Origin of the sequence: Streptomyces sp. NBC_01257 (genome assembly GCF_035917255.1) — a bacterium.
Lineage (GTDB): Bacteria > Actinomycetota > Actinomycetes > Streptomycetales > Streptomycetaceae > Streptomyces.
In genome coordinates, this window is the sequence record NZ_CP108472.1 from 6,917,959 (window position 1) to 6,930,578 (window position 12,620).

Annotated in this window: 11 protein-coding genes; 5 read left to right on the top strand and 6 right to left on the bottom strand. The window is 69.4% G+C overall.

Annotated elements, in window-relative coordinates; genetic code table 11:
* Positions 1-22 precede the first annotated feature (22 nt).
* The 5 genes from OG408_RS30200 to OG408_RS30220 all read right to left on the bottom strand — a co-directional run bounded on the left by OG408_RS30200 (position 23) and on the right by OG408_RS30220 (position 5,696).
* Positions 23-1,627, bottom strand: a complete 1,605-nt coding sequence (locus OG408_RS30200; RefSeq protein WP_326673000.1) for a bifunctional 3-(3-hydroxy-phenyl)propionate/3-hydroxycinnamic acid hydroxylase — start codon at positions 1,625-1,627, stop codon at positions 23-25.
* Positions 1,628-1,664: 37 nt separating this feature from the next.
* The gene (locus tag OG408_RS30205; RefSeq protein ID WP_326673002.1) at positions 1,665-2,717 is read right to left on the bottom strand and encodes a quinone oxidoreductase family protein; all 1,053 of its coding nucleotides are present in this window, start codon (positions 2,715-2,717) and stop codon (positions 1,665-1,667) included.
* Positions 2,718-2,733: 16 nt separating this feature from the next.
* Positions 2,734-4,035, bottom strand: coding sequence for an acyl-CoA dehydrogenase family protein (locus OG408_RS30210; protein ID WP_326673004.1), 1,302 nt, complete (start codon positions 4,033-4,035; stop codon positions 2,734-2,736).
* Positions 4,036-4,125: 90 nt separating this feature from the next.
* Entirely contained in the window at positions 4,126-5,322 is a 1,197-nt protein-coding gene (locus OG408_RS30215; protein WP_326673006.1) for a CaiB/BaiF CoA transferase family protein, read from the bottom strand.
* Positions 5,319-5,696, bottom strand: a complete 378-nt coding sequence (locus tag OG408_RS30220) for a cupin domain-containing protein (protein WP_326673008.1) — start codon at positions 5,694-5,696, stop codon at positions 5,319-5,321. Before OG408_RS30220 ends, OG408_RS30215 begins: the two co-directional genes overlap by 4 nt.
* Positions 5,697-6,246: 550 nt before the next feature.
* Between OG408_RS30220 and OG408_RS30225 the strand changes: the two genes are divergently transcribed.
* The 5 genes from OG408_RS30225 to OG408_RS30245 all read left to right on the top strand — a co-directional run bounded on the left by OG408_RS30225 (position 6,247) and on the right by OG408_RS30245 (position 11,390).
* A complete protein-coding gene (locus tag OG408_RS30225) occupies positions 6,247-7,383 on the top strand; it encodes an acyl-CoA dehydrogenase family protein (protein WP_326673010.1) in 1,137 nt (378 codons plus the stop codon).
* Between the two features lie 86 nt (positions 7,384-7,469).
* Positions 7,470-7,991, top strand: a complete 522-nt coding sequence (locus OG408_RS30230) for a nuclear transport factor 2 family protein (RefSeq protein ID WP_326673012.1) — start codon at positions 7,470-7,472, stop codon at positions 7,989-7,991.
* 23 nt (positions 7,992-8,014) lie between these two features.
* On the top strand, positions 8,015-8,884 hold the full coding sequence (locus OG408_RS30235) for an SDR family oxidoreductase (RefSeq protein WP_326673014.1): 870 nt from the start codon (positions 8,015-8,017) through the stop codon (positions 8,882-8,884).
* Between the two features lie 2 nt (positions 8,885-8,886).
* Entirely contained in the window at positions 8,887-10,035 is a 1,149-nt protein-coding gene (locus tag OG408_RS30240) for a flavin reductase family protein (RefSeq protein ID WP_326673016.1), read from the top strand.
* 461 nt (positions 10,036-10,496) lie between these two features.
* On the top strand, positions 10,497-11,390 hold the full coding sequence (locus OG408_RS30245) for a tyrosine-type recombinase/integrase (RefSeq protein WP_442806072.1): 894 nt from the start codon (positions 10,497-10,499) through the stop codon (positions 11,388-11,390).
* A 437-nt stretch (positions 11,391-11,827) separates the two neighbouring features.
* Here OG408_RS30245 and OG408_RS30250 read toward each other — a convergent pair whose 3' ends face one another.
* Complete coding sequence (locus OG408_RS30250; RefSeq protein WP_326673018.1) at positions 11,828-12,577, bottom strand: helix-turn-helix domain-containing protein; 750 nt, start codon at positions 12,575-12,577, stop codon at positions 11,828-11,830.
* Positions 12,578-12,620 lie beyond the last annotated feature (43 nt).

Consider the following 12,620-nt stretch of genomic DNA (forward strand, 5'->3'; position numbering starts at 1 on the left):
CGTGATGCGGAAGCCGATGTCCTCACGCGGAAGGGGATGTGAGCGCTTGGCGCAGCAGGGTGACGAAGCGCGGGATGTCGCTGTGCCGGCCGGCCGCGAACACGTAGAAGTCCGGGCGCGCCAGGAACGCCTCGCAGTCGTGCGCGGCGAACCAGCGCTCGTAGGCGCCATCAAGATCCTTGACCGCCCGTGCGCCCGACACGTCTGCGACCACGCCGCCGATCTGCCAGAACCAGGACGTGTCCTCGTCATCCAGGTGCTCGGTCGGGTCCCCGACCCGGCTGATCAACTGCCAGCCACTGCCGACGACATCGTCGAACAGACCCACCCAGTCGGCGATCTGGATACGTCCCTGGGGCGCGAGACGCCCCTCGGAACCCCCGCTGTCGACCGTCAACGACGGCTCGCCCAGGCGCGGGTGCGGGGGCTCCCGCGTAGCGGCATCGGGATGGAGCGAGCGTCTCTTCATCTCGGCGTCACGGGCTGCGGCCCGGTCGGCATCGAGCTCGCAGATGACACGGCCCGCGGCCACCGCCTCGTCGATGATCTCCCGTACGTGGCCGGTGCGTTCGGGGCCGTACGTGTCCAGCACGTCCGGTGCCGCGAGGCCGTGGTGCACCATGCCGAGCCGCCACGACAGGGCGCGCGCGTCCCGCAGACCCGCGCAGAGGCCCTGGCCGAGGAACGGCGGCATGAGATGGGCGGCGTCACCCGCGAGGAAGACGTTCCCCTCGCGCCAGTTGTGCGCCCACCTGCCGCGGAACGTGTACACGGCGTGCCGTTCGAGCCGGGCGGTCTGCGGTGTCACGCCCCAGGGCGCCATGAGCCGCCAGGCCGTGTTCTCCCGCCCCAGTTCTTCTACGGTCATGTCCGCGCGGCGCATGAACTCGAACCGCCGCCGCCCCGGGCCGCTGTTGACCGCGGTCGCGGGCTGCGCCGGGTCGCAGTACTGGGTGACGAAGGCGCTCCACTTCTCCTCGGCCAGCGGCTGGTAGTCCACCACCAGCCAGTCGGCCTCGAACCCCGAGTCGCCGACACCGATGTCGAGCGCGGAACGGACGGCGCTGTTGGCCCCGTCGGCACCGACGAGGCAGCGTGCCCGGATGCGCTCGGTCTCGTCCGGCTGCTCGGTGGGAGCCACCTGGACGGAGACCTGCTCGTTGCCGCGGTCCTGCTCCAGGGACTGGAAAGTCCATCCGCGGTGGACCGTCACGCCCGGCGTCGCGAGCGCCATGTCCTCCAAGACGGCCTCGAGTTCGGGCTGGTAGAAGCCGTTCGTGTTGGCCCACCCCGATTCGGCGATCCTGTTCCAGTCGATGGCCTGGAGCAACTCGCCCTCGCCGTTGCGGAACTCGTACCCGCCCCGCTCGCCCTGGGACGGCTCGAACAGGTCGGCGTGGTCCGCCATGAGCCCCGCGGCCTGGAGGATGCGGAGCGCCTCGTGGTCGATCGTGCACGCCCGCGGCAGCGGATAGCGCTGCGGCCAGCGTTCCACGACGGACACCTGCAGCCCGGCCCGGCCGAGGAAGACGGCGGTCAGCAGGCCGACGGGACCGCCGCCGATCACCACGACGTCGACGACCGGCCGCAGCGGTGCGCCGGAGTGCGGCGCGGGTTGCGTCGTCATGCGCGCGGCTCCCCGCTGCGGGTCTGGGTGCGGTGGGTCACGGACGTGTGCTCCGATCTCGTCGGGTGGGGGCTGTGGTGGGGTGCTCGGGGAGTCCGCTGCCCTGGGGCAGGACGACGCACTTGGCGTGGGGCGAGACCGCCTGCGTCCGCCAGGCCGACGGGAGGTCGTCGAGCGGGAAGGTGCGGACGTCGACCCGCAGTTCGTCGCGGGTGAGGGCGTCCCACAGCCAGGTCAGCGCCGCCTGCTTGGCGCGCAGCGGGGTGTGCAGACCGGCGAAGCCGGACAGGGTGAGCTGCTTGCCGCGCAGCAGCCCGGCCGGTATCAGGGCGGTCGCGCCGGCCGGATTGCCGACGTTGACCACCCGGGCCCGTGGCGCGCACACCTGCAACGCGGCCTCCAGCGGCACCCCGTAGACACCGTCGAGGACGACGTCCACCGGACCGGCCACCGCCCGCAGCCGCTCCGCCAGCTCCTCGGCGCTCTCGCCGCCGCGCAGGTCGACGACGGCGTCCGCACCCAGGTCCGGCAGGCGCTCCAGCGCCGCGTGGTCGCGGGCGACGCCGACCACCCGGCCCGCGCCGCGCCGGTGCGCCACCTGGACCGCGAGCTGCCCGACCGCGCCCGTGGCCCCCAGCACGAGGACCGTCTCCCCGGTGCGCAGGGCGGCGTCCTCGACCAGAGGCATGAACGCCGCCGTCCCGGAGTTGCCGACGGCCGCGCCCCGCACCGGATCGATCCCCTCGGGCAACGGCAGCACATCATCGTCGTCGACGAGCACCTGCGTGGCGAGGGAGCCCGGAGTGTCCGGCGAGGCGTGGCACTCCGCGTAGACCCACGAGCCGGGCTGATGCCGGTCGGAGTCGAGCACGACGCCCACGCACTCGCTGCCCGGGACGTACGGGGATTCGTGGCGCGCCGAATGGAACGTCCCGGACGCGATGACCAGGTCCAGCGGGTTCAACGGCGCGGCGACCACCGACACGAGAGTGGTACCGGGGGCGCGCGGCGGCAGTACGACCGAGCCCACGCGCGGCGCGGCGCCCGGGGCGTCGACTACGGCCGCCCGGATCGATGGTGCGCTGCTCATCGTTTAACCTCCTTCTCTACGAGCGCCGTTCGGTCACCGGGGGCGGCGCGAAACGATCGAGGGTGGTGATCCCCGCGAACTTGTGCGGCTGGGATCCGGCCATCAGCCGTCCGTAGTTCTCGGAGAGGGCCTCGAGATTGAGGGCGCCGTGCAGGGTGATGACCCGTGCGTCGCGCCAGGCCCGCTGGATCGGCTCGCTCTCCATGATCGCGGTCGAGCCGGAGTTCCTCTGCAGCAACTCGATGGCCTCCGCGCACCACTTGGCCGCGTAGGCCGTCTCGAGGAGGACCCGGGCGCTGAACTTCTGCATGTACTCGCCGTCTGCGGGTGTACCGGCGGCGGCCAGCGCCCCGAGCCGGTCGGTCTCCTCGGCGTTGGCGCGGGTCATCGCCGTGGCCGACTGGATCTTGGAGTGCACCTCGGCGAGCATCAGGTGCGTCAAGGGTGCTTCCAGTTGGTTCTTGTACGTGGTGCCGCGGATGGGCCGCCCGGCGGAGCGTTCCAGGAACCGCTCCAGCACGCCCAGAGCGATCCCGATCGACATGCCCGCCATGAGGCTGAACGACCAGCCGAGCGTGGGCGCCTTCCACAAAGAGCTCTCAAGACCGTTGTCCAGCGTCCTGCCGGTGACGTCACGGAAGTCGACGACGCGGTGCTCGGGCACGAAGAGCTCGTCCTGCGCCAGCGTCGAGGAGACACTGCCGGTGGCGCGCATGCCGGCGACCTGCCAGTCGTCGAGGAACTTGAGCTCGTCGCGCGGAACCTGAACGCCGACCAGGTACGGGCCCTCGCCGTCGTCGGCGATGCAGCCGAGGTTCGTGTACGGCGCCCAGAGGGAGTCGCTGCCGAAGGTCCAGGGGCCGCCGGAGATGATCCAGCCACCGCCGGTCCGCCTCGCACGTCCCCGTGAGGCCGGGAAGTGACTGGAGGCAGCGACTCGTGGGCCGACCCATTCCGGGGCGTAGACCTCCTTGACGACGCGGGCGCCGGAACCGGCGGGGATCCAGTTGGTGGAGGCGCCGACCCACACGATCCATCCGGCCGAGCCGTCCCACTTGGAGACCTCGGAGACGACGTCCAACTGCTGGCGAACGGTCAGTTCGTGGCCGCCGAACTCGGCGGGGCTGCCGATGGCGAAGGCGCCGGTGGCGTCCAGGTCGGCGATGGTTTCGTCGGAATGGCGGCCCTCGCGTTCCGCATCCAGGGCGCGTTCGCGCAACGTCGGCCCGAGCGCGCGGACCTTGTCGAGGATCGCTGCCTGCCTGTCGGACGTATCAGATGTATCAGATGTATCGGACGTGTCGGGAGACGCGCTCATCGACGTCAACTCCTCTGTGGTTCGTCATTCGTGGGGACTCGTCATTCATGGGGACTTGTCGTTCATGGGGCACGGGCGCAGCCAGGTGGGTCAGTGCGTTTGCGGGCTCTCCAGCCACTCCCGGACGGCGTCGGCGTCGGCGCCGAGAACGGGTGGCGGGCAGTGGTCGACGCGCGTCGTCTCGGTCTCGGACCCCGCGGCATCGACGGCGAACATCCGCAGCGCCGAACCCGGCAGGCTCATCTTTCCGACGCCGTGATGCTCGACGTCGATGAGGAGCCGCTGCGAGCGGGTCTGCTCCCACTCGTAGACCTCGTCGAGCGAGCGCACCCGGCCGGCCGGGACCCCGGCGTCGGAGAGCCGGTGCAGCAGCTCGTCCGGAGCGAGGTCGGCGAACACGCTCTCCAGGAGCTCGGCGACGCTGTCGCGGTGGGCCACCCGGTCGCGGTTCGTGGCGTGACGGGGGTCGTCGGCGTGGATGCCGAACGCGTCGCACAGGCGCTGCCACATGGCGTCGTTCCCGCAGGCGATCTGCACATTGCCACCCGCGCACCGGAACAGCCCGTAGGGCGCGATGGTCGGGTGGTGATTGCCCTGCGCCGTGCCCACTTCGCCGCCCACGGTCCAGCGCGTCCCCTGAAAGGCATGGGCCGCGACGACCGAGGCGAGCAGCGAGGTGCGCACGATCTGCCCCCGGCCGGTGCGCTCGCGTTCCCGGAGCGCCGCGAGCACGCCGAACGCGCCGTTCATACCGGCGAGCAGGTCGGCGATCGGCACCCCGATCCGCTGGGGGTGGTCCGCATCCGGCCCGGTGAGGGACATCAGCCCCGCCTCGCCCTGCGCGATCTGGTCGTACCCGGCGCGGCCGGCCTCAGGGCCGTCGTGCCCGAAACCGCTGATCGACAGCACCACCAGGCGCGGGTTGAGCTCCATCAGCCGTTCGCTGCCGAACCCGAGACGTCCCAGGGCGCCGGCCTTGAAGTTCTCCATCAACACGTCCGCCCGCCGGATGAGCGCGGCCAGCACCTGTGCGTCCTCGGCACGCTTCAGGTCGAGCGTGATCGACTCCTTGTTCCGGTTGCAGGACAGGAAGTACGTCGACTCCGTGGCGCTGGCGCCGTCCTCGGCGTGGACGAACGGCGGCCCCCAGGACCTGCTGTCGTCCCCGGAAGGACTCTCGACCTTGATCACACGGGCCCCGAGGTCGCCGAACATCATCGCGGCCTGGGGACCGGCGAGCGCACGGGACAGGTCGACGACGAGCAGCCCGTCGAGGGGCCCGCTCATGACCGGGCCTCCACCGTCTTGTCCGCCTGTCCAGCCGCGGAGTTGGGTCGGATCACCAGCATGCTCGCGGGCAGATTCGTGCGGTTCTCGACACTGCGGAGCGTCCCGGTCGTGAGCCGCACCGCGTCCAGGGGGTGCAGGTCGTGGGTGTCGCCCTCGGAGTCGAGCGTCAGTGTGCCGGTCAGGACGACGTACAGCGTCTCCGCGGGGACGGGGGACATGTCGGCACGGCCGCCGGGGAGGTAGTGCGACAGGGCCGTCGTCACGGCGCCGTCGTAGTCCTTGCCGCCGAAGAGATGGACAGGCCCGACGCCGTGGTGGCCGGCGGGCTGGAAGGGCTGGGCCTGGGTGAGCCGGGTGATGTCGATCGGCACGGTCGTGAACTCGTTTCTGGCTGGGCTGCCGGTCAGGGACGCGCGGCGGCCGAGATCGTCGGAGGGCGGACGAGGCTGCTGAGAGGGAGCGTCGGCGCCGGCCGGAGAGAAGGGGCTGTGCGACGCACCGTAAGAGCCCCTCTCGCAAAGTGTCAACATTTAGCGCGGAAATCATTGAGGACTGTCTGTCGCGCGGAGGCGTGAATCCAGTGGCTCCCCGGCGGGTAGGCGGTCTGAGTGCGCGCAGACCTCTAGTAACAGCACGTGAGAGTTGGTTGATGGGTGTTGTCGGGCCATCGTCCTACGTCTCGTCGGCTGGGGTGCCTGATCATTCACTCCGTGCCAAAGTGTTGACAGAAAATGTGAGGGCTCTCAATGATGGTTCTCAGGCCGCCACCCCGTCCGACGAGGCCGCACCGCCGCCGCACGGCGGGAGTCGGACGGGTCGGCGTCGTCCGTGCGACGACGTTCCAGACGGCCATCCAGCGGATCGCCCGTCATGAGCGGGGTCCGCGACGCACCGGCGACTTCCAGGACGAGGAGCGCAACCATGGTGGAACACGACGAGGCCGCGATCATCGACACCGGCCTGCCGAAGGGCCAGGAGATCGTCGATCGCGTCGTGGAGCTGCGGCCGTGGCTGCGTGCCCAGCAGGCCGCGGCCGAGCGGGAGCGGCGCATTCCCCAGGAGAGCATCGAGCGCCTCGACGCGGCCGGCGTCTTCGGCCTGACGGCGCCGAAGCGCTTCGGGGGAGCGGACTTCACGACGCGCGAACTGCACGACATCCTCCGTGCGCTCGCCTCGGGATGCGGGGCGACGGCCTGGATGGTGTGGGCGGCCGCGGGCGGGAACCTGTGGAGCTTCGCCTTCGACGAGGACACTGTCGCGCCGGTGTACGAGGCCCCTTGGACCGGCAACCGCACGTTCGCGGTGGCCGGCACCAGCCGGCGCATGGCGGGGACCGCGCGGCAGGTCGACGGCGGCTGGATGATCGAGGGCGCCTGGCCGTTCTCCACCGGGAGCGTCCACGCGTCCCACGGCTACCTCGCCGTCTTCTACGACGAGACGGACGACACGAAGCTCGGCATGGTGCTCGTCCCGAAGGAATCGCTGGTCGCACGGGACGACTGGGACGCGATGGGGATGGCCGCCACGGGCAGCCAGACCATGGCGACGGATGGCGAACTGTTTGTCCCCGACGAGCACTTCAGCACCCCGAAGCGGCTCACCGAACGGATCGGCGAGCTCACCGCGCGGGGCGAAGGGCCGCGCCGCGGGGGCCTCGCCCGCTCGCTCGTCACGGGCGCGGGCGTCGCGCTCGGCATGGCCGACCACGCGATGGAGGTGTTCCTGGGCGCGGTCGGAGCGGTGGCCGACGCCGCGGTGGCCGGGCTCGACCGCCTGGAGGCCGAGGGGACGGATCCGTCCGAGCGCGACACCCTCCAACTCCACACCGACGTCGCCTACATATGGGACGCGTGCAGCTCCGCCGTCGAGACGCTCTTCCGCGCGTCCGGAGCCTCGGCGATCGCCAAACGGCAGCCGCTCCAGTTGATCGCCCGGAACTGCCGCGCGGGCAGCCTGCACGCGGCGCACGGCATCGACACCTGGACCGAGAACATCGGACGGGCGCTGTGCGGAGTCGAGGCCCAGTCGTCGGCAGGCGTCCTCGAACGGTCGTCGTAGCGGACCGCGCCACACCTTCAGCTCGGCGAGGTCCTTTCGACCTGCCCGGCGTCAGACACCCGATAAAGAAGAAGAGGGACACACGCATGAGCAACGACGACAAGGCCGCCATCATCGAGGCCCTGAACATGTACGCCTTCGCACTCGACACGCGTCAGTGGGACCTGTTCGGCCGCGTCTTCACCACGGACGTGGAGGCCGTCTTCGGCCCGGCCGGAGCCGCCTGGATCGGCCTCGAGGAGTTCAAGACGTCCTTCGCCGGTTTCCACGACAGCCTCGACAGCCACGTCCACACGATGATGGGCCAGCTGGTCAACGTCGACGGGGACACGGCGAACGCCTTCAGCTACGGCACCTGGATCCTCGTGCGTGAGGCGGCCGAAGGCGGGCCCACCTGGACGGGGACCGGCTACTACGACGACGAACTCGTCCGCACCGAAGACGGCTGGCGCATCAAGCGACGCGTCTGCCGACTGCTGTCGTGGACCGGTAACCCCTCGGTGCCCGAGCCGCAGCGCGAGCACCAGCCGGACATGAACGCGGTCGGGTTGCACCAGTTCGCCAAGAAGGGCGACATCACGTTCCTGAAGGCGATCACCAAGAAGTAGAAGTGGGTGCACCTGTGATTCTCGTGACCGCCGCAAACGGCAACCAAGGAAAGCGCCTCATCCCGAGGCTGGTGGCAGCAGGAGCCGAACTGCGCGCCTGCGTCCGCTCCGACGAGTCCGCGCGGGCACTCCGCACCGCCGGCGTGAGCGACGTCCTGGTCGGAGACCTCTCCGATCCGGCGGTACTGACGCGTGCCGTGCGCGGCGTGGACACGGTCTACTACGTCGGGCCCGCCCTTCATCCCGACGAGCGTGCGACGGGGTTCGCGGCCGTCGACGCCGCGAAGAAGGCGGGCGTGACGCACTTCGTGTTCAGCTCGGTGCTGCACGCGATCATCACGGACCTGATCCAGCACGAGATCAAGCGCGACATCGAGGAGTACCTGGTGTCGTCGGGCCTGGAGTTCACCATCCTCCAGCCGGCCAACTACATGCTGCGCCACCGGCTCGTGCCCGCCTTCCAGGAGGCCGTGTTCCGCCTGTCGTGGACGCTCGACCGCTACCAGTCGATGGTCGACGTCGACGACGTGGCGCAGGTGGCGGCGGCCGTCCTGGCCGACCCTCGCGGTCACGCGGGCGCCACCTACGAGCTCGTGGCGCCCGGTCGCTACACGGCGTACGACCTCGCGCGCGTCATCTCCGAGGTGACGGGCCGTGAGGTCACCGCCGAGGAGATCGCCCCCGACGTCTTCCTCAAGGCGTCCCTCAGGGTAGAGAGCCTCGACGAAGTGCCGTACCAGGCCGAGGTGTTGCAAGCGATCAGCGCCCGCTACAGCAGTCACGACTTCATCGGGAACGCCAACGTGCTCACGTGGCTGCTCGGCAGGCAGCCCACGACCTTTGAAGAGTTCGTTCGGCGGGAGTCCCATGCCGTCCAAGATCAGATGGAGTAGTCATGTCCCGGCCCATCGACGCCACCCTTTTCCGCGAGACCCTGGGGCACTATCCGACCGGGGTAGCCGTCGTCACAGCGGTGACGGACGAAGGGGCACCGGACGGGATGGTCGTCGGAACCTTCTCGTCGGTCTCCCTCGATCCACCGCTGATCGCCTTCTTCCCGGCGAGCGGCTCGCGCAGCTTCGCGCGACTCCGGACCGCCTCGGCGTTCTGCGTCAACGTCCTGGCATCCGACCAGGAGCCGCTCTGCCGACAGATCGCGACCAGCAAAGAAGGCAAGTTCGACGGTGTGGGCTGGCGGCCCGGTCCGCTGGGGGCGCCTATTCTCGACAGAGCGGTGTCGTGGATCGAGTGCACGTTTGAGGAGGTCCGTGAGGCGGGCGACCACTTCATCGTGCTGGGCCGGGTCCAGGATCTCGCCGTCGAACGGTCGACGCTGCCGCTGCTCTTCTTCCAGGGCGGCTACGGGCGTTTCTCGCCCGGGTCCTTCGTCGCCGCCCCCGACCCCGAGTTGATCCAGGCAGCGCACCTCGCCGAGACCATCCGGTCTCAGGTCGAGGAGCTCAGCACCGAATTCTCGGTCAACTGCAGTGTCCTCGCCAGGATCCGCGACGACGCGGTCCAGGTGCTCGCCACCAATCAGGGTTCGGCCGATGACTCACCTCCGCTCGGGCACCGGCAGCCGGTCATTCCTCCGATGGGAGCCGTGTTCATGGTGGACGCGGCCCTGACGGCGGTCGACGAATGGTTGCGACGCGCACCGGACGACAGCCGGGAGAGCCGCGAGCTTCACAGCGCGCTGCTCGACAAGGTCCGCGAGCGCGGCTACTCCCTCCTTGCCGCGGAGCCGCACCTGCTGGAGCGTCACCGGGCGGCACTGTCCGCGTTCGAGCAGTCCGACCGCCTGCCGCGCCAGGAACGCGCCGTCCAACGGGCGACCGCGGAGCTGACCGAGCTCTTCTGCCCCGACCTGGTGCCGGGACGGAGCTACGACCTCGCGTCGATCGTCGTTCTCATCCCCACGAAGGCCGACCTGCCCCCGATGGCTCTCCGTATGACGGGCCTGCCCGGTTCCGCGTCGACGGCCCAGGTCGAGGCGTGGATCGACGGCCTCAAGGCGGTAGCCCAGAGCGCCCCTTCCGGCTGATCAAAACCTAGTGACGCGCTCGAGGGGCTAGGGCTACGCCAGCTCTGTGAGGAGCGATCGGAAGGGTCGCAGAGTCGAACAGCGAGTTGGCGGAGACGGCCTGTGCCCCACCGTGCTGATCCGGGTGGTTTCTGATGGCATCTGAGGGACGTGGCGCCTGAGACGGTTGGCTCTGGCGTATCGGTCTTGGCGAAGGTTCATGGAGGGGCTGGCCTGCTGACGCTGGTGCGGCCGCTAGGTGAGGAGCTCGTCTGTATCTGCGGAGGCTGAGTTCGGGCAATTGGCAGGCTACGGTCCGGGATGGTGCGGGCAGGCGCTTCTCTGCGACGTTCCCGTTGAGGGTGCAGGCCCGGGCCTGGGGTATCGAGCGAGAGGCGAGTGTGTGCTTCCGTGGCCGTCGGGATCTGAGGGGAACCGCGGTCAGCTTTCGGGACTGGCACGCACGTTGGTGGAACGCGAGGGTGGTTGCTCTGCGGACGCGGCGGGGTGACCAGTCCACTCTGAGGAATCACGTCCTGCCGTACTGGGCGGACTGGCAGCTGAGGGACATCCAGCGGATCGACGTGCAGACGTGGATTCGCCTGCTCGCTGACAAGGGGGTGGGGCCGTCCGCTGCCAAACGGTCGTACCATCTGACGTCGTCAGTGCTGCGCGCGGCCGTCGACGATGATCTGCTTGCGATCAGTCCATGCCGACGCATCACGCTGCCACGTATTCCGGACCACCCGCCGCAATGGTTCACGCCCAGTCAGGCGCAGAGCGTGCTGCGCTCACTACCGTCGGCCTGGCGCACCATGTGTTTGCTGGGCTTCTACACCGGGCTGCGCTGGGGCGAGCTCACCGGACTCCGCTGCCGCAGCGTCGACCGTGATCGGTCCCGCTTGCTTGTCGTTGACGTCAACACGGGCAACGGCGTCAAGCCGTACCCGAAGACGACGAAAAGCCGGCGTGAAGTCCCGCTCCCGCCCAACGTCCTCGACGCCCTCGGGTGCCATATGCGCGGGCTCGCTTCCGATGACCTGGTCTTCACCACACTTACCAGAGGCCGTGCCGGGCGACCGTTGAACGACGGGAACTGGCGCCGGTACACGTGGTGGCCGGCCCTGGACAGCGCCTACTATCTCGACGTTGCGGGTGAGCGGCGGCTCGTACCGCATTACTCGCCGCACACCATGCGCCATACGTGCGCCTCCTGGCTCGTCCAGACAGGGGTCTCGCTGTACGAGGTCCAGCACTTGCTCGGACACGCGAACTACCAGACAACCGAGCGCTATGCGCATCTCCAGCCGGGAGCCCACGAAGCGGTACTTGATGCCTGGGAAAGCATGGATGCCCGCCCGGCCCTCGTCGCGTAGCCCGTGGGGGAAAGGCTCCGGTTACCGGACTCCGCGACGATGGGGAGACTGCTGCCGCGCCACTTTGGAGGGCGACTATCAGGTGGCCCCCACTGCGTGCAGTGCACAAGTGGCTGCTGGGCGTAACGGTGAGTCCTCGCGCTTGCTGCCCCGTCTGTCGAGATCGACGTGATGTCCATAGCCAGTCCGGTCCGGAAGGGCTGGTTAGACGTAGTCGCCTGACGCTCGTTTGACGCTCCAAGGGGGTTTGGGGCAGGTGGATGCGGCCGAAAATGCGGCCTGACCTGGGGTTTTGTGATGGTCCGATTATGCGACATCTTTTCGATGACGCACCACGTTGAGTGCGTGGCGATCCTTGAGCCGGTCGCTAAGGGTGCCTGACCTGCGGTTTTGAGCGGGCGCCTTATGTGCGGCGTGGGCGTTACGGGCGATAGCCCTTAGGAACGCGTTGCCGTGCCGAGGCGGCGGCGATGCGCTCGTTGTCGGCAGGTCGCTCCGCAGTAGCGCGCCGGGCGCCCGGTGGACCGGGTCTTGAGCCGGACCCCGCATTCCTCGCACCGTGATGCTCCGTGAGGCGCGCGGGGAGAGTAACGAAACCCGCCCCCTTCCGTTACGAACGAGGAGGCCCGCAGGCTCTCCAGTGCCAGCCGCACCATGCGGGTGCCGCCGTTCCGGTCGCGGTGCGCGGCCCGTATCGTCGCGCACCCGACGGTGAAGGCCGCGACATCGTCCATGGTGACGTCGGTGCGGACCCCACCAGCCTGCTGTGCGGCGCGGAGCAGTTGCTCAAGTGCCTGGCGGAACCGCCGTGTCGATGCGGCCAAGAGCGGCCGTGGCCAGGTCGTTCGCGTGGTCAGGGCATCGCATGCGTGATGACGCCCGTGGGACGTTTCGACGACCTCCAGGAGGAAGCCGAAGAATGCCGCGGCAGGATCCGAGCGGGCCGCCCACTGCCGAGCGGTCTCCACCAGGTCGTCGACCTGCTGGACAAGTACGGCCTCCAGCAGAATCTCCTTACTTGGGAAGTGTCGGTACACGGCGCCGGCGCCGACCCCCGCCTGCCGCGCGATCGCGCCGAGTGAGAGGTCCGGGCCGTGCTCGTCCAACGCTTGCGAAGCGGCGGCGAGTGCCTTCCTGCGGTTACGGCGGGCATCGGCCCGACCGGCGTCCTGGGGGGCTGCGGTCATGTCACGTAATTCCTTGTCCGTGCCGCTGAAATGGGTGGAGCAT